The sequence below is a fragment of the Kribbella sp. VKM Ac-2566 genome (assembly GCF_004366005.1).
Classification (GTDB): Bacteria; Actinomycetota; Actinomycetes; order Propionibacteriales; family Kribbellaceae; genus Kribbella; species Kribbella pratensis.
Genome location: NZ_SODT01000012.1, coordinates 271,716 through 292,162, shown reverse-complemented (window position 1 = coordinate 292,162; position 20,447 = coordinate 271,716). Strand labels below are relative to the sequence as shown.

The window sequence follows — 20,447 nt, the reverse complement described above, 5'->3', positions numbered from 1 at the left end:
TCATCAAACTTCGCCTAGGAGGTGATGCCATGAGTGATGATCTGCACCAAGAGCCCAACCAGGAGACCGAGCGCTCGGAGGTTGCGGTGACCCTTGCCGATCTCCAGCGGCTCTCGGAGCTCGCTCGCGACCTGGAGGACCCTGAGGTGATGGACCAGGCTTGGTCATGACAGCGGTAGTTGGAGCCAGCCGCCGATGTCTTGGCGGCCGGATTTGAGGGCGGCGGTTCGGGCGCCGTGGTTGGCTTCGTGGATGGTGCCGATCAGGATGCGGGTCGGGTCGGGGAGGGACTGGGCCAGGAGAGCGCTGAGGTGGGGGCCGTAGCCGTGGCCTCGGTGTTGTGGAGCCAGGACCAGTTCGCGGACGACGTACGCGGGGAGGCCTAGTGCGTCGTCGGGCTTGATGATGGCGGCGGCGTACCCGGCCCACTCGTCGTTCACCGTGACGTCGAACAGCAGGCCTTCGTCCGCTGCCTCCTGGAGGTCCTCGCGATCCTGGATGGTTGCTTCCTCGCGGTGGTGCGGGTGGTCGGCATCGACCGCGGCGTACGCGCGGCGGGCCTCGTCGTAGTGGTCTACGGTCTTCGCCGGCCGGAGCGCCAGGCCGGGTGGTACGTCGTGCGCGCGGAGCTCACGGATCGGCGCGGCGAGGAAGCGGCGGTCGGCGACGGTACCGGGAATGCCCGCGTCGGCGCTCCACAAGCGGACGTAGAGCGGGTGGTGGATGCCGTAGTGCTCTTGGGCGGCTGCGGCCAGGGCGGGCAGGTCGGATGGTTTCGGCGACCGGCTCATCGGGGTCGCGTCGACGAACGGCCTTGTGGGGTTCAGGTTTTCGAAGCGCATGCCGAGCATCGCGTGCAGGTCGTTGCCTACGGCAATCCAGCGGTTGAGCATCGCCTCGGGCGGCGTTCCCGGCGCCAGGCGTTCGGTGCGCTGGGTGGCGATCTCGAGGTCCTCGGCCAGCAGGATGTCCAGCGCGGCATGCTCCTCGGCGAGCGTCGCCAGGCGTTGCGCGTCGTCCACCCAGGTCCGGGTGATCGGATGCTGCCGCTCGAGCGTGTACCGCGCCAGCTCTTCCGCAGACGGAATCACGACGGCACATCACCCGTCGGCGGATCAGCGGGCGGGTCGGCCGGTGGTGCGGTGGGCGGGGCGTCGGCCGCCGGTGGTGCGGTGGGCGGGGCGTCGGCCGCCGGTGGTGCGGTTGGGGTGGATTGGCGGCGGGCGCGGCGTTCTCCGCCTGCACCTGCTCGGCGGGGGCGAGCGGGGGTGGCGGCGGCTTCGGCCGGGGCCAGGGGGTCGGGGTCGGGTGATCCGGGCGGGCGGGGGCCCCAGGTTTCTGGGTCGGGGACGCCGGGTGGGAGTGTGCGGCGGCGGCTCGGGGCGCCCGACGGCGCGTGGTCCGACTCGCCCGGCTCCTTAGCGCCGGGCCACGGCTTCGCGACCCGCGACGCGAGCACGAACTCCTTCCGCAGCGGGTGCCCCTCGAACTCGTCCGGCAGCAGCAGCGTCGTCAGGTTCGGATGCCCCTCGAAGGCGATCCCGAACATCTCGTACGTCTCCCGCTCGTGCCAGTTCGCCCCGGCGTACAACTCCGACAGCGTCGCCAGTACGGCGTTGCCGCGCGGCACCAATGTCCGCACGAGCACGTGGTCGACATGCGAGCCGCCCCAGAAGTCCGCGAGATGCGACACCACCCGGAAGCCGTCCTTGAGCTCGTCGGACGCGCTCAGGAAATCGAAGAACGTGAGACCGACCGCGTCCCGCAGTACCTCGTGCGCCGCGACCCACGACTCCGGCGGTACGTCGAGCGCGATCGGCCCGAAGCTGTCCGCCGACGTCGCGGCGATCCCGGCACTCGTCAGCGCCTCGAACGCGTCGGTGCTCAAGGCTGCACCAGCCCCCGGGTGAGAGCGGCCGCGGACGGCTCGTCGTACCGGCTCGCCAGGGGCTCGCCGGCGATCTTCTCCTGCAGCTTGAGGATGCCCTGCAGCAACGCCTCCGGCCGCGGCGGGCAACCCGGCACATAAACGTCGACCGGGATGATCTGGTCGACGCCCTTCGTCACGCAGTACGAGTCCCAGTACGGGCCGCCGGAGTTCGAGCAGGAGCCGAACGAGATCACGTACTTCGGCTCCGGCATCTGGTCGTACAGCCGCTTGATCGCCGGCGCCATCTTGTCGGTCACGGTGCCCGACACCACCATCAGGTCGGCCTGTCGCGGTCCGGGCGCGAACGGGATCACGCCGAGCCGGATGAAGTCGTGCCGGCCCATCGAGGCCGCGATGAACTCGATCGCGCAGCACGCGAGCCCGAAGTTGAACACCCAGAGCGAGTACTTCCGGCCCCAGTTCAGCAGGTACCGGACCGGCTCCGGCGCGAGCCTCGCCAACGCACCCACCGCCGGCCGCACGGTCGGCATCCCCAGCTCGATCTCACCCACAGACCTCACCCTAGTCCGGTGACCGGCGACCAGGGGCATCTGTTGACCATGACGTGGCGCGGGCCTACCGTGATTGAACAGGACTGAACAGGTTCTTCGAGGAGCCGATATGACCGACCAGGTCGAGGTGCAGCAGACCCGTGCGCTCGCGGTGGAGAGCAACGGGCTGAACGTGATCGCGGACGCGGAACGGAAGGGCCGCCCGAACCAGCTGTTCTGGCCGTGGTTCGGCGCCAACGTGTCCGTGCTCGGGCTGAGCTACGGCGCGTTCGCGCTCGGGTTCGGGATCTCGTTCTGGCAGGCGGTGATCGCCGGGCTGCTCGGGGTGGTGTTCTCGTTCCTGCTCTGCGGGCTGATCGCCCTCGCCGGAAAACGTGGTTCGGCGCCGACCATGGTGCTCAGCCGGGCCGCGTTCGGTGTCCGCGGAAACAAGATTCCGTCACTGGTTTCCTGGCTGCTGACCGTCGGCTGGGAGACCGTGCTGACGATCCTCGCGACGCTGGCGACCGCGACCGTGTTCGAGCGGCTCGGCTGGGGCGGCGGCACGCTGACCAAGGTGATCGCGCTGCTCGTGGTCGGTCTGCTGACAGTCGCCTGCGGAGTACTCGGGTTCGACCTGATCATGCGGGCGCAGACAGTCATCACGATCGTCACCGGCGTACTCACGGTCGTCTACATCGTCCTGGTCGCCGATCAGATCCACTGGAGCACCGTCTCCGCGCTGCCGAGCGGGTCCGCGCAGGCGGTGATCGGCGCGCTGGTCTTCCTGATGACAGGCTTCGGGCTCGGCTGGGTGAACGCGGCCGCCGACTACTCGCGGTACCTCCCGCGCCGGGCGTCGAGCGGCGGCGTGGTCGGCTGGACCACGTTCGGCGGTTCGCTGGCTCCCGTCGTACTGCTGGTGTTCGGTCTGCTGCTGGCGGGGTCGTCGGAGGATCTGTCGAAAGCGATCGGCGCGGACCCGATCGGGGCGCTCGCCGAGGCGTTGCCGACGTGGTTCCTGGTGCCGTTCGTGATCGTGGCGGTGCTCGGGCTGGTGGGCGGCGCCGTACTGGACATCTACTCGTCCGGGCTCGCGTTGCTCTCGCTCGGGTTGCCGGTGAAGCGGTACGTCGCGGCGTTCATCGACGGTGTGGTGATGATCGCGGGGACCGTGTACGTGGTGTTCTACGGCGGCGAGTTCCTCGGGCAGTTCCAAGGGTTCCTGATCACGCTCGGCGTACCGATCGCGGCGTGGTGCGGGATCATGCTCGCCGACATCGCGTCCCGGCGGCGCGACTACGCGGAGGACGACCTCTACCGGCCTACGGGACGGTACGGCGACGTGCGGTGGCTGCCGGTGGTGACGATGGTCGTTGCCACCGGCATCGGGTGGGGTCTCGTCACGAACTCGCTGGCGTCGTGGCTGACGTGGCAGGGGTACCTGCTCGGGGCGTTCGGTCTCGGCGGCAAGGAAGGCACGTGGGCCTACGCGAACCTCGGCGTACTGGTCGCACTGGTGCTCGGTTTCGTCGTGCAGTGGTTCGGCGGGCGGTCCGCCGTACGGCGTCAGGAGGCCTGATGGTGCTGGCCCTCATCGACCTGCAGCGGATCTTCGCGGACCCGGCGTCCGGGTGGGCGGCATCGGATTTCCAGCGGGTCGTCGAGCCGACTCGCGAGCTGATCAAGCTGTTCGCGCCGGACGTGGTGTTCACGCGGTTCGTCGCGCCGGAGCAGCCTGACGGTGCGTGGGTCGGCTACTACGAGCAGTTTCCGTTCGCGTTGCAGCCGCCGGACTCGCAGGACTATCAGCTGGTCGACGAGTTCAAGGGTGCTCCAACTCTCGACAAGACCACGTTCGGTGCCTGGGGCCCCGAACTGGCGGCGCGGGCCGACGGGCGGCTGGTGCTGGCCGGGGTGTCGACCGACTGCTGCGTGATCAGTACGGCGCTTGCCGCGGTGGACGCCGGCGTACAGGTCCAGGTCGTCGAGGAGGCGTGCGCCGGGTCGACCGCGGAGAACCACGGCAAGGCGATCGACGTGATGCGGCTGTACGCCCCGATGCTGGAGATCGTGAGCGTGGAGCAGTTGCGGTGATGCGCCGGATCTCCCTGAAACACGAGCGGATCGCGCGGGTGCTCGCGCGGGAGATCAAGTCCGGTGTCGTACGGCGGGGCACGCAACTGCCCGGTGAGGTGGAGCTGGCGAAGCGGTTCTCGGTCAGCCGGAACACCGTCCGCGCCGCGCTCGCCGTACTCGCCGAGGACAAGCTGATCGCGACGCACACCGGCAAGGGGTCGTACGTGCTGTTCGACGGGCGGCCGCTGGACGGGCGGCTCGGGTGGACGCACGCGTTGTCCGAGCAAGGCGTGGAGACCCGGATGCGGACGGTCCGGATCGAACTGGAGGAGGATCCCGCGCTCGCTGATCGGCTCGGGCTGACGTCGCCTGAGGTGGTCGTCATCGAACGCGTCCGGCAGCTCACGGACGGTACGGCGATCTCGCTCGAGCGCAGCCGGGTTCCGGCGATCGAGTCGCTGCGGGACCTGCCCGAACGCGGGCTGGACAACGGGTCGATCAGCGTCACGCTGAACCGCGCCGGCCTGTACCTCGACCACTGCGAGCAACGTCTTCGCGGCCGTCCCCTCACCCCCGTCGAGGCCGGCCACCTGGCCCGCCCGGACGGCACCTGGTTCCTGCACACCACCCGAACCAGCTGGACCGCCACCGACACGTTCGCCGAACACGCCGACGAACTCCTCGACCCCACCCACTACGAACTGAGCCTGACCTACCGCAGCTAAACGACACCGCCTAGCGGCGGCGACAGTCCTCTTGCGCCTTCGGCGGACGGTCCCGTGGTCCCGCGCAGAGGCCCCACCGCCGAGCTGCTGCACCCCTCCGCGCATGCTCCCACCGAGTCGTGGCGATCGGCTGACACCGCAATCCTCGAGTCGTGGATCAAGGTCGGCGACACCAGCCATTTCCCACGACTCGGCGAACCAGCCGCCGCGCGGCGGTGGCGGAGGTGGGCGGGGCGGGAGGTGGGCTGCGGGCAAAGTGCGTCGGCAGGTCGACAGGAGGTGTTGGGGATGGAGGGGGCTGCGGTCGTGGTGCTGAGCGGGGCGGGTGGTCGGGTGGGGTGAGACGTCCTGTCGAGGTGCTGATTCGGTCCACTAAGGAGGTTGTTGCCTCGGGCATAGGGAGTTGTGCTGATGTGGGGGGCTGCCTCAGACGAGCACTGTCTACTCATCGACAGGAGCTCGGAGGACATCATGTTCGTTTACTCGACTGACGCGGTGCGGGCAGAGATCAAGTACCGGCAGGACCGGATCCGGCGGGACTACCAGCGTCCGCTGTGGTTCCTGCCCAAGCGTGCGCCGCAGCCGCCCCAGCCCTGCGCGCCCGAACTTCGGGCCCGTCCCGCGATGTGACCGCACGATCACCGCCCCAGCCCCCTCCCCCAAGGCGCGGCCGGCTCTTCGGAGCCGGCCGCGCCACCGTCTTTTCGGGCCCCCTAGGACCCCCTCAGAGCACCTAGGTACCGCCCACCCGCGGGGATAGGGAGGACTTCCGATGTGCCGGTCCTCCTCAGACGAGCAGATTTGCACCTGTCGGCAAGCAGCCGGCGCAGACAACCGGAGGAACACATGTTCACCAACGCATCGGTCAAGGCAGAGGTCGACTACCGCAGGGAGCGCCTCAGCCGTGACTTCCGGCAGACCCGGAACACCCGGAGCCGCCGGACCATCAGCCACCTGTTCGGCCGGAAAGCCTGAAGGGAGGGAAACCATGATGATCAACATGCCACTGACCCCGGAAGCCATGAAGGCGGAATCGGCCTACCGGCTGGAGCGCGCCAAGCGTGACTTCCGGGTCGCGAACCGCCGCAAGCGCGCGGAGCGGGCCGCACAGTCCGAGCCACGCCACGCCCTTCGACCCCGCCCGGCCGCATGACCGCCGAAACCGCCGTCCCCGATCGAGAACTCACGATCAGGGACGGCGTTTCTGCGCCTGGGAGAAAGGCCGGGAGCAGCCGGCGGACGGGATACCGTCGATTTGTGTCGGCACCAGGGGCGAAGATGGACGACGTGCCCTGGAACTCGACACCTCTCGTCGGCCGCTCATCCGAGATGGCCAGTCTGCTCAGCGCCGTGGACGACGCCAGGACGCGTCGGGCCGGCGCCGTGCTGCTGTCCGGTGACGCCGGCGTCGGCAAGACCCGGTTACTGGACGAGGTGGCGACCGGCGCGCACGAGCGCGGGTTCGGCGTCCTGGTCGGGCACTGCACCGACTTCGGCGACGCCGGCCTGCCGTACCAGCCGTTCTCGGAGATCTTCGGCCGGCTGGCCGGCGACCGCCCCGACCTCGTCGAGGGCGTGCTGACCAACTTCCCGGCGATCGGCCGGCTGCTCCCGGCGCACCGCCTGCTGAGCGCGCAGCCGGTGCCGCAGGAGGGCCAACTCGACCGGGCTGCCCTGTTCGACGCCGTCCTCGGCGCGTTCACCGCGCTGGCCACCAGCGAGCCGCAACTGGTGATCATCGAGGACGCCCACTGGGCTGACGACTCGACCCGGGACCTGATCGGTTTCCTGATCACCCGGCTGACCTCGCAGCGCCTGGCCCTCGTGGTGTCGTACCGCAGCGACGACCTGCACCGCCGGCACCCGCTGCGCCGCCCGATCGCCGAGTGGTCCCGCAACCCCCGGGTACGTCGCGTGAATCTGCTCCCCCACGACGCAGACGAGGCCCGCACCCTCCTGCACCTGCTGCTCACCGACCCGCTGTCCCCGGCCGAGGAGCGCCGCATCCTCGAGCGGGCCGGCGGCAACGCGTTCTTCACCGAGGAGCTCGCCGCCGCGGCCTCGATGGGTGACGGCGACGCCGTGCCGCCCGACCTCGCCGACCTGCTGCTGGTCCGCCTCGACCCGCTGTCCGACGAGGCCCGCCAGGTCGCTCGCGTGATCGCGGTCGCCGGCCGCCGCGTTCCGCACAACCTGCTCACTGCGGTCGCCAAGCTGCCGGATCGTGAGCTCGACGACGCCCTGCGCGAGCTGATCGACGCCCACATCATCGACGTACCGACCAGCGATCGGTACTACTTCCGCCACGCTCTCCTGGCCGAGGCCGTGTACGACGATCTGCTGCCGGGCGAGCGCGTTCGCCAGCATGCGGCGTACGTGCAGGAGCTGCAGAGCCAGACCGTTGCCGGCACCGCGGCCGAGCTGGCCGGGCACGCCACCCGGTCCCATGACCTGGCCACCGCGTTCGAGGCTCGGGTCCGGGCCGGTCAGGAAGCGCTCTCGGTCGCCGCGCCGCAGGAGGCGCTGAAGCACTACGAGATGGCCCTCGAGCTGTTCCCGAACGCAGCGCCGACGAGCAAGGTCGACAAGACCTGGCTGATCGTCGACACGGCGATGGCGGCCACCCTGTCCTCCCAGCACCTGCGTGCCGTCAAGCTGCTCCGGAAGGCGCTGGCCGACCTGCCGCCCGACGCGCCGAAGCTGCAGCGGGCGGAGCTCCTGCTGCCGCTGGCGGACATCGCGCTGGTCATCGACCAGGACAAGGAGGCGAGCGAAGCGATCTCGCAGGCGCTCAAGCTGGTCCAGGACGAGCCGGCCAGCGTGTTCAAGGCGCAGGTCGCGTCGCTCTACGCCCGCGTGTCCGACGCGCTCGGCCGGCCGATGGAGGCGGAGCGCTGGGCGCACAAGGCGCTCGAGATCGCCCGCGAGGCCGGTCAGGAGTCCGCGGCCAGCGACGCCGGGATCACGCTGGCCCAGCTGCGTCGCCGGGCCGGCGATCCGGAGACCGCCGCGAAGCAGCTCGAGGAGGCCGCCGTACGGGCGCAGCTCACCGGTGATTCGGCCGCCGAGGTGCGCAGCCGTTTCCTGCTCGGGTCGACGCACTACGAGCAGGGCGACCTGCTGAACGCGAAGGCCGCGCTGTCGTTCGCGATGAAACGGGCCGCGGAACTCGGGCGGCAATGGGCGGCGTACGGGTTCGACGCACGCCGGATGCTGGCGCTGACCCAGTTCATGCTCGGCGAGTGGGACGAGGCGGCGGCGACCGCCCGGACGGACGCGATGACGCCGGCGGCGGCCGCGGCGGCGTTGCGGGCGGTGGAGTTCTCGGTCCGCAGCGGACGGGGCGACACCGCGGTCGCGGAGGAGTACGAGCTGTCCCGGAAGTGGTGGGACCTCGACGTGATGCTGCCGATCATCGGGCTGCAGCCGGCCGTGGAGGCATACCTGCGGCTCGACAAGCCGGCTGAGGCCGAGAAGCTGATCGTCGACGTCCACACGCTGCTCACCGACGTGTTCCAGACGGAGTGGCATCTCGCCCGGATCCGGTTCTCCGCGCTCGGCCTGCAGGTGTTGTGCCACCGGGCAGCCGGCGAACCGTCCGCTGCCGCCGACCTGGTCGCCCGCGGCGCCGAGCTCCTCGCGACCGGACAGGCGACCGCGGAGAAAGGGCTGCCGCCGGGCCGGTTGATGGGTGTCGAAGGGCTCGCCTGGCTGGCGCGGGTGGAGTCGGAGTGGGACCGGCTGCGCTGGCTGACCGGGATCGACGCGCCGACGCCGGAGGAACATGTCGCCTCCTGGACGCGGACCACGGACGCCTTCGGGTACGGGTACGTCTTCGAGCAGGCGTGGTCGCGGGTCCGGTTGTCGGCCGCGCTACGCGCAGCGGGGCGGGTCGCCGAGGCGAACGAGCAGACGGCGCTGGCGGCCGAGGTCGGACGGGAGTTGAACGCGCGGCCGCTCCTGGAGGACGCGGGCGGCGTCGACACCGGTGGCGCCAGTGCGCTGACGTCTCGGGAGACCGAAGTACTGCGCTTGCTGGCGGAGGGACGGACCAACCGGCAGTTGGCGCGCGAGCTGTACATCAGCGAGAAGACCGTCAGCGTGCATGTGTCGAACATCCTCGCGAAGCTCGGCGTCCGCTCCCGCACGGAGGCAGCCGCGGTAGCCCGACGCGACGGACTGCTCGACGGAGATTAGGCCGCTAGCCGTGCTTGCGGTGCCGGTCGCCGGATTCGGTGTCGAGATGCCGGGCCCGGGCGCGGGCCAGGTCGTCACGCGCAGGCATCGGTTCGGCGGGCGGCGTAGCCGTGGGGCGGTCGAGCTCGGTGATGTCGTCGAAGACCTTGCGGGCGTGCCGCATCCGCGCTGCGGCCAGCAGCACGATCCCGGCCGCAGTGAGGGCAATCAATACCCACAGTTGCCACGCCATAGCCTCACCACCACGTATTCGCCCCGTGTCCCCGAGTAATCACCATAGTCCTGATATCGGCGCTTGGCGACCAGTTGTAAGCATTCCGTCATTCCGGCGCTGAAAAGCTCACGTTTTGTTGCCCATTGCAAACACATACGGTGATCGGGCAACAACTCCGGAGCGGCGAAGTGTAGCTACTCTCAGTAACTACGCGGTGTGAGTCGGCCACCGCGGAACAGGTACGTCGCGCGGCCGTCGACCGCCTCGCGGAAGGCGAGCACCTCGTGCGTCCCGTGCTCCGGCTCGGCCGCGATCAACCGGGTGTCGTCGAGGGCGACGAACCTGGTCCGGTGCGGCTCCGGGTACAGCAGCCGCGCCTCGTCGCTGACCGCCTCGTCGAGCACCCAGAACTCCCCGTCCTGGACGCTGATCGTGGCCTGCGCCAGTACGCCGGTGTACCGACCGGTGACCAGCTCCGGCGCGATGTCGACCGGCTCTGTCGGCGGCACCGGCCGGGCCGGCAGCTCGACCCCGGCGGTCTCGCGGAGGATGTGGCCGACCAGTTCGTCGTACAAGGGTCCAGTGCTGCCGCCGTTGGTGAGGAGCACGACCGCGACGCCCTTCTCCGGCACCAGCCGGAAGAACGCCGACTGGCCGACGGTCCCGCCGTCGTGGCCGTACAGCGGCCCGCCCTCGACGTCGAAGATCATCCAGCCGACTCCCCAGCGCTCCGCGAACCCACCGGTCGCCGGTACGTCGACCTGCGGCTCCCACAACCCTTCGATCGTGGCCCGGTCGAACAACGTCGCGTCCAGATAGGACCGACCGAACGTGAGCAGGTCCCGAGCGCTCATCGCCAGCAACGACCCGGCCGGGGCCATCGCATGCACCAGACTCCACACCGGCGCGGTCTGCAACGGAGCACCCGGCTTCGGCGCCACATGCCCGAGCGCCGCGCGGTACAGGAGAGCCTCGTCCGCGATCGTCGCGACGTGCTCCAGCCCCAGCGGTACGGCGATGCGCTCCCGGATCAGCTGGTGGAACGGCTTCCCGAACAGGACCTCGGCGATCCGCCCGAGAACGACGAAGCCGGAGTTGTTGTACGAGAACCCGGCGCCCGGTGGCACCTCCTGCGCCAGCCCGGGCAACACGTCCCGGACGAACAACTCGACCGCGTCGTCACCACGCGAGGTCGGGGTGAAGGCGTCGCCGGAGAACCCGCTGGTGTGGGTGAGCAACTGCCGCGGTGTGATCACCGCGGCGGCCTCCTCGTCGGCGAGCTTGAACTCGGGCAGGTAGTCCCGCACCGGCCGGTCGAGATCGACCTTGCCGTCGGCGACCAGCTGCAGGATCAGCGTGGTCGTCCAGAGCTTCGTGATCGACCCGATCTGGAACACCGAGTCGACCGTCGCCTCGACCCCCGTGTCGAGGTTGAGGATGCCCGCGGCCGCCGTACTCACCTCGCCGTCGGCCAGGACGGCGACCGAGGCGGCCGGTACGCCGTGCTTCGTGATCAGGTCCGCGAGGTTGCCGTCCAGCCAGCTCTGCACGTCGTCACTCCTTCGATGAGAGAACCCGGACCAGGTTCTGCCCGAGGACCTTCCGGATGGTTGCTTCGGGCAGTCCCCGGGCCAGCAGTGCGTCGGTGACCAGGGGCATCCCGGCCGGGCCTTCGAGGCCGGGGACGTACAGCTCGGCGTCCAGGCCCTGGATGACCACCGGCCGGTCGCAGGCCGGGACCTTCTCGCTGAAGACCTCCGCGACGAAGTCACTGCCGAGCCCGACGTGGTCCTCGCCGGCGACGTCGAGGATGTGCAGGACGTGGTCGGCCAGGTGGTCGACGGTCGGCTTCTCGGCGGTGGTCAGGAAGCCGGCGAAGAAGTTCACGCAGATCACGCCGCCGGTCGCGGCGATCGCACGGAGCTGGTCATCGGTCAGGTTGCGGTGGTGCTCACGCAGGGCGAACGCGCTGGAGTGCGAGGCGACGACGGGCCTTGTGGCGAGTTCGAGGATGTGTTCGGTGCCCGCACGGCCGACGTGCGAGACGTCGATCAGTACGCCGAGCTCCTCGAGGAGCCGTACCGCCTCGACGCCGGCGTGCGTCAGCCGGCTGCCGGTCGCGTCCTCACCGGATCCGTCACCGAGGGCGCTGCGCCCGAAGTGCGTGAACGAGACCATCCGGACGCCGAGTCGCTGGAGGGTCTGCAGGAGCTCGAGGTCGGTGTCGATCTGCGGGCAGCCTTCGAGCGCCAGCACCAGCGCGATCTTGCCCGCCGCGGTCGCGGTCTCGATGTCGCCGGGCGCCGTACACAGCGCGACCTCGTCGGCGTTCGCGTCGGCGATCCGGTGCGCGGCCTCGATCATCCGAAGCGTCTCACGCAGCGCGCCTTCGGGCAGGAACTCCGAGTCGATGAACACCGGCAGGACCTGCACGTCGATGCCGCCGTCCCGCAACTGCGGGATCCACCGCTCCCGGAAGTACGTGGACCAGACCTCCTTCGGCCGCCGCGTCACCACCATCAGCAGGTCGTTGTGTGCATCCGCCACCACCGCGTCGCGGTGCAGGTCCATCCGTTCCCCCTCGAAGTCAGTGGTCAGGTCCAGCCCCTCAGGTCCAGCGCAGGACGCCCTTGCGGTACGCGTACAAGAGGCCCACTGCGACGAAGGCCAGGAAGACGAACATCTCGATCAGGGTCGCGACGCCGAGGGTCGCGAAGATCGTCGCCCACGGGAACAGGTAGATCGCGTCCACGGCGAAGATCACGTAGAGGTACGCGAACAGGTAGTACCGGATGTGGACCTGGGCCCAGCCCTCGCCGACCGGGTCGACGCCCGACTCGTAGGTCTTGAGCTTGCCCTCGGTCGGATACGTGACCGTCAGTGCCTTGTTCAGCGCGAACGCGCCGAGCAGCCCGACGAGGCCGAGCGCGACCACCGCGGCGATGACGCCATAGCTGTCCGACACAGGCAGGAGTCTAGTTCGTGCAGAGCAGCAGGGAGTCGATCGAGACGTACGGGCCGTAGCCGGAGCGGACGTCGGCGACCTGGAGGCGTAAGCGGGTGACGCCGGTGATGTCGTAGTTCAGCCAGGTCTCGGTCTCCTGCTGCATCCGGACCGAGGTCAGCGCCTGCGTCCCGTTGTGCAGCGACACCCGGGCCAGCCCGTCGGTGAGGTTGCCGAGCCAGTTCCGCGAGTACCGGCAGCCGGTCGAGTCGACGTCACCCCAGACGTACCCGCCCTGGTTCGCCAGCAGGTCCGCCTCGGATCGCCGCGGCCCCTCCTTCGGCGGTACGACGGTGAACTGCGGCTGACCCGCCCCGCCCGCGGCCAGCAGCCCCTTCTTGAACATCCCCCGCCACACGTAGTGCTTGAAGCTGATCATCGGCGAGATCGCCGCGGAGTACGGCGCCTGCGGGCCGACCGCGATCCGGTACGTCCGGATCGACCCGGGCTGCACGGTGGTGATCGTCACGCTGCTGCCCGACGAGTAGCCGTGCGCAACTTCCTGCCAGCGCTTCAGCGACGGGATCCATTGGTGCAACGGGATCCTGGTGCCCGCGGCAGGGGCCGGCGAGAGCGTTCCGACGACCGTGATCACGCCCTTGGTCGCGTCCGTCGTACGGATGCTGTAGATCTTCGCGGTCCGCACCGAAGCCGACCCAGACGCCGCCCCAGATGCCGCCACCGACGACGGCGCAGCGCACCCCAGCATCAGCAACGTCAGCAGTCCGATCAGCACACGGCGCATGCGGCACTCCCTGAATTCACAGCTGGATGACGCCACCCTGCCGGTTCTCACTCCGGATCGCAAGCGAGCGCTTGCACACGGTGACACGCGCCGGTTTCGCCACTACCTGACCCGACCACCTTTTAACACCGCGTCCCAGGCTGTGGACCACCGGGGCTTCCGCATGATTCCGTTCTAAGGGCGAACTAATATTGGGGTTATCGCCCTGGACGGGGGGATCGACCTGTCGCTCACACGGTGGCAAGCCGACCCAAGCTTCCACTTGGAGATGAACAGAACAGTGACCATCGAGGTCAAGCAGCTCGACCGCGTGGTGATCCGCTTCGCCGGCGACTCCGGCGACGGGATGCAACTCACGGGGGACAGGTTCACAGCGGAAACGGCATCGTTCGGCAACGACCTGTCGACGTTGCCCAACTTCCCAGCGGAGATCCGGGCACCAGCCGGAACCCTGCCGGGAGTGTCGTCGTTCCAGCTCCACTTCGCCGACCACGACATCCTCACGCCGGGTGATGCGCCCGACGTGCTGATCGCCATGAACCCGGCGGCGCTGAAGGCGAACCTCAAGGACGTGCCGCGGGGCGCGACCCTGATCGTCGACACCGCGGACTTCACCGCGCGCAACCTCAAGCGGATCGGGTACGACGAGAACCCACTGGAGACCGGCGAGCTCGACGGCTACCACGTCGTACCGCTGAACCTGACCGGCATGACGGTGGAGTCGGTCAAGGAGTTCGGCCTGTCCCGCAAGGACGCGTCCCGGGCGAAGAACATGTACGCGCTCGGCCTGGTGTCCTGGCTGTTCCAGCGGCCGGTCGAGTCGACCATCACCTTCCTGCAGACCAAGTTCGCGGCGAAGCCCGACATCCGGGACGCGAACATCGCGGCCTTCCGCGCGGGCTACAACTTCGGTGAGACCGCCGAGGAGTTCTCGGTCCGGTACGAGGTGAAGCCGGCCCACATGGCCACCGGCACCTACCGGAACATCTCCGGCAACCTGGCGCTGGCGTACGGCCTGGTGGCGGGCGCCCAGCGGGCCGGGTTGCCGCTGGTCCTCGGTGCGTACCCGATCACCCCGGCCTCCGACGTCCTGCACGAGCTGTCCAAGCTCAAGCGGTTCAACGTGACCACGATCCAGGCCGAGGACGAGATCGCCGGTGTCGGCGCCGCCCTGGGCGCGTCGTTCGGCGGCGCGCTCGGCGTGACCACGTCGTCCGGTCCCGGGATCAGCCTGAAGTCCGAGACGATCGGCCTCGGCGTGATGCTCGAGCTGCCGCTGGTCGTCTGTGACATCCAGCGCGCCGGCCCGTCGACCGGTATGCCGACGAAGACCGAGCAGGCCGACCTGCTGCAGGTGATGTTCGGCCGCAACGGCGAGGCGCCGCTACCGGTGCTCGCCGCCCAGTCCCCCGCGGACTGCTTCGCGATCGCGGTCGAGGCGGCCCGGATCGCGATCACCTACCGCACGCCGGTGATCGTGCTGTCCGACGGCTACCTGGCGAACGGTTCCGAGCCGTGGCGGATCCCGGTCATCGACGAGCTGCCGACGATCGACCCGGACTTCACCGTCGAGCCGAACGCGACCGACGACAAGGGCGCCCCGAAGTACCTCCCCTACCTGCGCGACCCGGAGACACTCGCCCGAGCCTGGGCGATTCCCGGTACGGCGGGCCTGGACCACCGCATCGGCGGTCTGGAGAAGGAGGACAAGACCGGGAACATCTCCTACGACCCGGCCAACCACGATCTGATGATCCGCACCCGCCAGGCGAAGGTGGACGGGATCACCGTCCCGCCGGTGCAGGTCGACGACCCGGACGGTGCGGCGAAGGTCCTGGTGCTCGGGTGGGGTTCGACGTACGGCCCGATCGGGGCCGCTGTCCGCCGGGTCCGCAAGGTCGGCGGCAAGATCGCACAAGCCCATCTGCGGCACCTGAACCCGTTCCCGTCCAACCTCGGCGACGTGCTGAAGTCGTACGACAAGGTCCTCGTGCCGGAGATGAACCTCGGCCAGCTGGCGATGCTGCTGCGCGCCAAGTACCTGGTCGACGTCGTCTCGTACGCGCAGGTCCGCGGTATGCCGCTCGGCGCCGCGGAGCTGGCCGAAGTGATCGGCAACCTGGTCGAGGAGACCGAGGGCATCGACGACGACGCCCGCCACCTGGGGGCGGCCGCGGCCGCCGTCAAGCACGGCGAGGCACTGGCCGACCAGAACGGTCATCTCAAGACGGAGGGTGCACGATGAGCGCCGTAGAGCTCGGTATGCCGAGCCTGCCGAACGGACTGCAAGGCGTCCCGGCCGCGACCGAGCCGCAGAACCGCAAGGAGTACGTGTCGGACCAGGAGGTCCGCTGGTGCCCCGGCTGCGGCGACTACGCCGTACTCGCGGCCTTCCAGGGCTTCCTGCCCGAGCTCGGGATCAAGCGCGAGAACGTGGCGATGGTGTCCGGGATCGGCTGCTCGTCCCGTTTCCCGTACTACCTGTCGACGTACGGCATGCACTCGATCCACGGCCGCGCGCCGGCGATCGCGACCGGGCTCGCGACGGCCCGGCCGGACCTGAGCGTGTGGGTGGTGACCGGTGACGGCGACGCGCTGTCGATCGGCGGCAACCACCTGATCCACACGCTGCGGCGGAACGTGAACATGAAGATCCTGCTGTTCAACAATCGGATCTACGGCCTCACCAAGGGCCAGTACTCGCCGACGTCGGAGCCGGGCAAGGTGACGAAGTCGACGCCGATGGGATCGGTGGACAACCCGTTCAACCCGGTCTCGCTGGCGCTCGGCGCGGAGGCGACGTTCGTGGCGCGCACCGTCGACTCCGACCGCAAGCACCTCACCTCGGTCCTGCGGGCCGCGGCCGAGCACCGCGGTACGGCGTTCGTGGAGATCTACCAGAACTGCCCGATCTTCAACGACAACGCGTTCGAGGCGTTCAAGGACCCGGCGACCCGGGACGACGCGATCATCCCGCTGGTGCACGGCGAGCCGATCCGGTTCGGCACCGACGGGCATCTCGGCGTGGTGCGCGACGGCTTCGCGTCGCTGGCCGTCCGCGAGGTCGCCGACCTGCCCGGCGGCGAGTCGGACCTGGTCGTCCACGACGCCCACACCGACGACCCGGCGTACGCGTTCGCCCTGTCGCGGCTGACCGACGGCGGTGTCCTGCATCAGGCCCCGATCGGCGTCTTCCGGTCCGTCGAGCGTCCGGCGTACGACGACCTGGTCCGTCAGCAGATCACCACCGCCCAGGAAACCCAGGGCACCGGCGACCTGCAGGCCCTGGTCACCGGCGCGGACACCTGGACGGTCAACTGACGCCTGTCTACCGTGACGGGATGGTCGAACGTCTGGTCCTGCTGGTCGGATATGACGGCGCCGAACTGCTCGACATCGCGTGTGTGACGTCGTGTCTCGACATCGCGAACCGCATCGGCGCGGCGCCGCCGTACCGCGTGGTGCTGGCCACCCCGGGCCGGCGCACCGTCCGGTGTGACTCGGGCTTGCGGGTCGAGGCCGACGAGGCGCTCGAGCAGTTCAACGAGCCCATGGACACGCTGGTCGTTTCCGGCGGCCTCGGCCACGAACGTGCCGCGGCCGATCCCGTGCTGGTCGGCCACGTACGACGGCTGGCCGCGCTGGCCCGGCGGGTGTCGTCGGCCTGCACCGGCGCGACCGTGCTCGCGCAGGCCGGCTTGCTGACCGGCCGACGGGTCACCACCCATTGGATGTACGCCGACACGCTCGCCGCGCGCTACCCCGACGTCCAGGTCGACGCGGATCCGATCTACATCCGGGACGGCGAGATCGCGACGTCCGGCGGTGTGACGAGCGCGCTGGATCTCACGCTCTCGTTCATCGAGGAGGATCACGGCGAAACGCTGGCCCGGGGTGTGGCGATGGGTACGGTGGCCTATCTCCAGCGCCCGGGCGGGCAATCGCAGATGAGCATGTTCGTGTCGACCCGGGTGAGCGGTGATCTGCTGGTACGGCGGATTCGCGACCACGTCGTCAGCCACCTGGACAGCGATCTGACCACTCCCGCACTCGCACGGTTCGCGGGCGTCAGCGAACGTCACCTCGGACGGCTCTTCCTGACCCACGTCGAGCGCACGCCGGCGCAGTACGTCAGAGACGTCCGGACCGAGGCCGCGGCCCAATTGGCCTTGTCCACCGACCTTCCTCTCGGTGCCGTCGCGCGGCAGTGCGGCTTCGGCTCCACCGAGTCACTGCGTCAGGCGTTCCTCGACCGGTACGGCGTACCGCCGTCGAAGTACCGCGCGTCGAAGTACCGCCGGACGCCGGCCTGACACCAGGATTCCGGCAGGGTGCCGCAGAGATCCGGACGCGATTGCCGAGCACCGGGTCCACCGCAGGCGGAGTTCCGCACGATCGGGCCATGACGTGGTTCATCACTGCACTCAGGAAGTACGCCGTGTTCAACGGCCGCGCCCGACGCAAGGAGTACTGGTACTTCGTCCTCGTCACGGTGATCATCGGGGCGGGCCTCCTGCGGCTGCTCGACGTCGTCCTCGGACTGACCTACGGCAGGCGTGGCACCTTCGGCATTCTGCAGACGCTCTGGTGGCTCGGCACCTTGCTGCCGACGATCGCAGTGTCGGTACGCCGGCTGCACGACACGAACCGCACCGGCTGGTGGTGGTTGATCCACTTCGTACCGGTGGTCGGGACGATCGTCTACCTCGTCTTCGCCGTCCAGCCCGGCACCGCCGCCTCGAACCGATACGGTGCGGATCCGAAGGGCGGTCTGTCGTGAGTGACGCCGAGGAGCGCAATCTCAGCGCAGCAGATCGAGCAGGCTCATACCGGCGGGCCGGTCGAGATGGAGCGCGGTCAGGCCGGCCGCTCGTGCGGCCACCACGTCCAGCTCGAGGTTGTCGCCGATCATCAGCGCATCGGACGGCTCGACGCCCAGCGCTTCGCAGACCCGGTGATAGGCCCGCGGATCGGGCTTGCTGAAACCGAGCGATTCCGAGGTGCAGACGACGTCGATCAAATCGGCCAGCCCGATCTTCTGCAGCTTCGCGTTCTGCTGCCGGGTGCTGCCGTTGGTGAGCACGCCGATCCGCCATCCGTTGCCCCGAGCAACTTCCAGTGCGGGCCGCGCGTCCGGGTAGGCGATCCAGTTGTTCGTGTACTGCGTGAGATACCCCGTGAACACCTCGTCCAGCTCGGCCTCGCTCGCCGGCACCGGCAGACCGAGCACCGGAAGGAACGCCCGCAACCGCCCGCGCCGCTGCCCCTGATGCGTGAGCTCCCCCGCCAGGAACCGATTGAACTGATCCTCCTCGATCACGAACCACTCAGCGATCAACTCATCCGTCGGCACAATCCCAAGCCCCGCCACCCAACTCCGAAGCCCCGCCACAGCACACCCCGTGTGATCGAACAAGGTGTTGTCGAGGTCGAAGATGATCGCCTTCACAGACCAGCGCCGTTGTTGCTTGGCTCCCATGGATCGGCCAGGTTCTGGTCGATCAACTCGCGGTCGGAGTTCCAACCCTCATCAGTACGCCGACGCAAAACGTCGGCGATCTCGTCGCACCTGTTGGCGTCGTGGTCCTTCTCAGCCACCCGTCCTCCTCCGTCCGCCCAAGTCCGCGAGCCTGAGCCGGACTGTGAACAGGAGGCGGAGAGTCTGTGGACAGGCTATTACGGCTCTTGTGTTGGATGCGAAGCCAAGGGGTGATCTGGGCAGCGGATTCTGTGCAGGTCGACAGTACGTATACGTCCACTGTCGGGCGATTCGGTCTGCCACCCGGTGCGCAGTGGCGGGTAGTAGACATATACGTACTGTCGACCTGCAGCTTTGGAGTGCGGTCAGCAGCTCCAGAGTTGCGTTACGCGCGGACTACCGAGTCGCGGTTTAGTTCTCTGTGGTTGGCGTGGCCGGAGAGGGCGAGGGTTAGGTCCAGTTCGGCGAGGAAGCAGCGGAGGACGTGTTCTACGCCGGCTTGGCCGGCCAGGGCCAGGCCGTAGAGCAACGGGCGGCCCAGGAGGATCGCCTTCGCGCCGAGGGCGAGTGCTTTGGCCGCGTCCGCGCCGGTGCGGACGCCGGAGTCGAAGAGGATCGTGAGCTGTTCGCCGACCGCGTCCGCGATCGCCGGGAGTGCGTCCAGCGAGGCGATCGCGCCGTCGACCTGGCGGCCGCCGTGGTTCGAGACGACGAGGCCGTCCACGCCGTGCTCGGCCGCAAGCTTGGCGTCCTCGACGTGGGTGATGCCCTTGAGGACGATCGGGCCGTCCCAGTTGTCGCGCAGGAACGACAGGTCGTCCCAGGACAGGCCGACGTTCGGGAACATCTGCGCCCAGTGCATCACCGCCGCACCGGGGTCCTCCTCGATCGGCTTGGCCAGCTTGGCCCGGAACGCCGGGTCGCTGAAGTAGTTCGCCAGCCCCTCCCCCTTCAGGAACGGCAGGAACCCGCGATCCAGGTCGGCCGGCCGCCAGCCGATCGTCCCGGTGTCCAGGGTGACGACGAGTACGGCGTACCCCGCGGCCTTCGCGCGCTGCAAAAAGCTCAGGCAGACGTCGCGGTCGGTCGGGTAGTACAGCTGGAACCACTTGCTGGTCGCCTCGATCTGCTCGATCGCGTGGCTGGCCTGGGTCGAGTGCGTGTAGGTCAGGCCGAGGGTGTTCGCGGCGCGTGCGGTCGCCAGCTCACCGTCCGGGTGCGCGAGGGTCTGTACGCCGATCGGCGCGACCAGGACCGGCGCCGGCATCGCCGTACCGAGGACCGTGCAGGACAGATCACGTTCGGTGCTGCCGCGCAGCATCCGCGGCACCAGGCGCCAGCGCTCGAACGCCGCCTGGTTGGCCCGCGCGGTCGCGCCGCTGCCCGCGCTCGGCACGATGTACCCCATCGCCTCGGCCGGCAGCTTCCCGGCCGCCTGCGACTCCAGCCGCGCCAGGTCGGTCGTGATCTCCGGCGTCACCCCCTGCAGCATCCCCTGCAGGTAGATCTGCAACTGGAAGTCCCCGAAGTTGGCCATGCGGGATGCTCCCACGACCGCACCGGTCGCCACCATGGGATCTGCG

23 protein-coding genes are annotated in these 20,447 nt (G+C 69.2%); 12 read left to right on the top strand and 11 right to left on the bottom strand.

Features of this window, described 5'->3' with window-relative positions; translation table 11 throughout:
• Positions 1 to 29: 29 nt before the first annotated feature.
• Positions 30 to 170: a hypothetical protein gene (locus tag EV647_RS42205; RefSeq protein WP_166680049.1), complete on the top strand. Its 141-nt coding sequence runs from the start codon at positions 30 to 32 to the stop codon at positions 168 to 170.
• On the opposite strand, the gene EV647_RS28405 is transcribed toward EV647_RS42205, so the two are convergent.
• From EV647_RS28405 to EV647_RS28395, 3 genes are read right to left on the bottom strand one after another with little or no spacing between them, the layout of a single operon-like run.
• Positions 165 to 1,091: a GNAT family N-acetyltransferase gene (locus tag EV647_RS28405; protein WP_238177437.1), complete on the bottom strand. Its 927-nt coding sequence runs from the start codon at positions 1,089 to 1,091 to the stop codon at positions 165 to 167. The genes EV647_RS42205 and EV647_RS28405 overlap by 6 nt on opposite strands.
• A complete protein-coding gene (locus tag EV647_RS28400) occupies positions 1,088 to 1,888 on the bottom strand; it encodes an NADH-quinone oxidoreductase subunit C (protein ID WP_134008121.1) in 801 nt (266 codons plus the stop codon). Before EV647_RS28400 ends, EV647_RS28405 begins: the two co-directional genes overlap by 4 nt.
• Positions 1,885 to 2,421: an NADH-quinone oxidoreductase subunit B gene (locus tag EV647_RS28395; RefSeq protein WP_133789680.1), complete on the bottom strand. Its 537-nt coding sequence runs from the start codon at positions 2,419 to 2,421 to the stop codon at positions 1,885 to 1,887. Before EV647_RS28395 ends, EV647_RS28400 begins: the two co-directional genes overlap by 4 nt.
• 130 nt (positions 2,422 to 2,551) lie before the next feature.
• On the opposite strand from EV647_RS28395, the gene EV647_RS28390 reads away from it, so the two are divergent.
• The 7 genes from EV647_RS28390 to EV647_RS43530 all read left to right on the top strand — a co-directional run bounded on the left by EV647_RS28390 (position 2,552) and on the right by EV647_RS43530 (position 9,422).
• On the top strand, positions 2,552 to 4,003 hold the full coding sequence (locus EV647_RS28390; RefSeq protein ID WP_202876343.1) for a cytosine permease: 1,452 nt from the start codon (positions 2,552 to 2,554) through the stop codon (positions 4,001 to 4,003).
• A complete protein-coding gene (locus EV647_RS28385) occupies positions 4,003 to 4,518 on the top strand; it encodes a cysteine hydrolase family protein (protein WP_134008119.1) in 516 nt (171 codons plus the stop codon). Before EV647_RS28390 ends, EV647_RS28385 begins: the two co-directional genes overlap by 1 nt.
• The gene (locus tag EV647_RS28380) at positions 4,518 to 5,225 is read left to right on the top strand and encodes a GntR family transcriptional regulator (RefSeq protein ID WP_134008117.1); all 708 of its coding nucleotides are present in this window, start codon (positions 4,518 to 4,520) and stop codon (positions 5,223 to 5,225) included. The genes EV647_RS28385 and EV647_RS28380 overlap by 1 nt, the downstream gene beginning before the upstream one ends.
• Before the next feature lie 471 nt (positions 5,226 to 5,696).
• On the top strand, positions 5,697 to 5,855 hold the full coding sequence (locus tag EV647_RS42200) for a hypothetical protein (RefSeq protein ID WP_166680050.1): 159 nt from the start codon (positions 5,697 to 5,699) through the stop codon (positions 5,853 to 5,855).
• A gap of 216 nt (positions 5,856 to 6,071) precedes the next feature.
• Entirely contained in the window at positions 6,072 to 6,200 is a 129-nt protein-coding gene (locus EV647_RS43425) for a hypothetical protein (protein WP_255512288.1), read from the top strand.
• A gap of 13 nt (positions 6,201 to 6,213) precedes the next feature.
• The gene (locus tag EV647_RS42195; RefSeq protein WP_166680453.1) at positions 6,214 to 6,378 is read left to right on the top strand and encodes a hypothetical protein; all 165 of its coding nucleotides are present in this window, start codon (positions 6,214 to 6,216) and stop codon (positions 6,376 to 6,378) included.
• 104 nt (positions 6,379 to 6,482) lie between these two features.
• Positions 6,483 to 9,422 (top strand): helix-turn-helix transcriptional regulator, encoded by a 2,940-nt coding sequence (locus EV647_RS43530; protein WP_305016646.1) that lies wholly within the window; start codon positions 6,483 to 6,485, stop codon positions 9,420 to 9,422.
• A gap of 4 nt (positions 9,423 to 9,426) precedes the next feature.
• On the opposite strand, the gene EV647_RS28370 is transcribed toward EV647_RS43530, so the two are convergent.
• From EV647_RS28370 to EV647_RS28350, 5 genes are all read right to left on the bottom strand, one after another.
• Entirely contained in the window at positions 9,427 to 9,654 is a 228-nt protein-coding gene (locus EV647_RS28370; RefSeq protein ID WP_134008115.1) for a hypothetical protein, read from the bottom strand.
• 182 nt (positions 9,655 to 9,836) lie between these two features.
• Positions 9,837 to 11,186, bottom strand: a complete 1,350-nt coding sequence (locus EV647_RS28365; protein WP_134008113.1) for a serine hydrolase — start codon at positions 11,184 to 11,186, stop codon at positions 9,837 to 9,839.
• 4 nt (positions 11,187 to 11,190) lie between these two features.
• Positions 11,191 to 12,207, bottom strand: coding sequence for a dipeptidase (locus EV647_RS28360; RefSeq protein ID WP_134008111.1), 1,017 nt, complete (start codon positions 12,205 to 12,207; stop codon positions 11,191 to 11,193).
• A gap of 37 nt (positions 12,208 to 12,244) precedes the next feature.
• Positions 12,245 to 12,601 carry an NADH-quinone oxidoreductase subunit A gene (locus EV647_RS28355; RefSeq protein ID WP_131286606.1) on the bottom strand — a complete coding sequence of 119 codons (357 nt, stop codon included), beginning with the start codon at positions 12,599 to 12,601 and terminating at the stop codon, positions 12,245 to 12,247.
• A gap of 10 nt (positions 12,602 to 12,611) precedes the next feature.
• Entirely contained in the window at positions 12,612 to 13,385 is a 774-nt protein-coding gene (locus EV647_RS28350; RefSeq protein WP_134008109.1) for a hypothetical protein, read from the bottom strand.
• Positions 13,386 to 13,653: 268 nt separating this feature from the next.
• Here EV647_RS28350 and EV647_RS28345 point away from each other — a divergent pair, with 268 nt between their 5' ends.
• The 4 genes from EV647_RS28345 to EV647_RS28330 all read left to right on the top strand — a co-directional run bounded on the left by EV647_RS28345 (position 13,654) and on the right by EV647_RS28330 (position 18,165).
• On the top strand, positions 13,654 to 15,630 hold the full coding sequence (locus tag EV647_RS28345; RefSeq protein WP_238177436.1) for a 2-oxoacid:acceptor oxidoreductase subunit alpha: 1,977 nt from the start codon (positions 13,654 to 13,656) through the stop codon (positions 15,628 to 15,630).
• A complete protein-coding gene (locus EV647_RS28340; RefSeq protein ID WP_134008107.1) occupies positions 15,627 to 16,706 on the top strand; it encodes a 2-oxoacid:ferredoxin oxidoreductase subunit beta in 1,080 nt (359 codons plus the stop codon). The genes EV647_RS28345 and EV647_RS28340 overlap by 4 nt, the downstream gene beginning before the upstream one ends.
• Before the next feature lie 20 nt (positions 16,707 to 16,726).
• Positions 16,727 to 17,698 carry a GlxA family transcriptional regulator gene (locus EV647_RS28335; RefSeq protein WP_134008105.1) on the top strand — a complete coding sequence of 324 codons (972 nt, stop codon included), beginning with the start codon at positions 16,727 to 16,729 and terminating at the stop codon, positions 17,696 to 17,698.
• Between the two features lie 89 nt (positions 17,699 to 17,787).
• Positions 17,788 to 18,165: a DUF805 domain-containing protein gene (locus tag EV647_RS28330; RefSeq protein ID WP_134008103.1), complete on the top strand. Its 378-nt coding sequence runs from the start codon at positions 17,788 to 17,790 to the stop codon at positions 18,163 to 18,165.
• Positions 18,166 to 18,186: 21 nt separating this feature from the next.
• Here the strand turns inward: EV647_RS28330 and EV647_RS28325 are convergent, their stop codons facing one another.
• From EV647_RS28325 to EV647_RS28320, 3 genes are all read right to left on the bottom strand, one after another.
• Positions 18,187 to 18,864 carry an HAD family hydrolase gene (locus EV647_RS28325; RefSeq protein WP_238177435.1) on the bottom strand — a complete coding sequence of 226 codons (678 nt, stop codon included), beginning with the start codon at positions 18,862 to 18,864 and terminating at the stop codon, positions 18,187 to 18,189.
• Positions 18,831 to 18,983, bottom strand: coding sequence for a hypothetical protein (locus EV647_RS42190; protein ID WP_166680452.1), 153 nt, complete (start codon positions 18,981 to 18,983; stop codon positions 18,831 to 18,833). Before EV647_RS42190 ends, EV647_RS28325 begins: the two co-directional genes overlap by 34 nt.
• Positions 18,984 to 19,249: 266 nt before the next feature.
• Positions 19,250 to 20,401, bottom strand: coding sequence for an alpha-hydroxy-acid oxidizing protein (locus tag EV647_RS28320; RefSeq protein WP_134008099.1), 1,152 nt, complete (start codon positions 20,399 to 20,401; stop codon positions 19,250 to 19,252).
• Positions 20,402 to 20,447 lie beyond the last annotated feature (46 nt).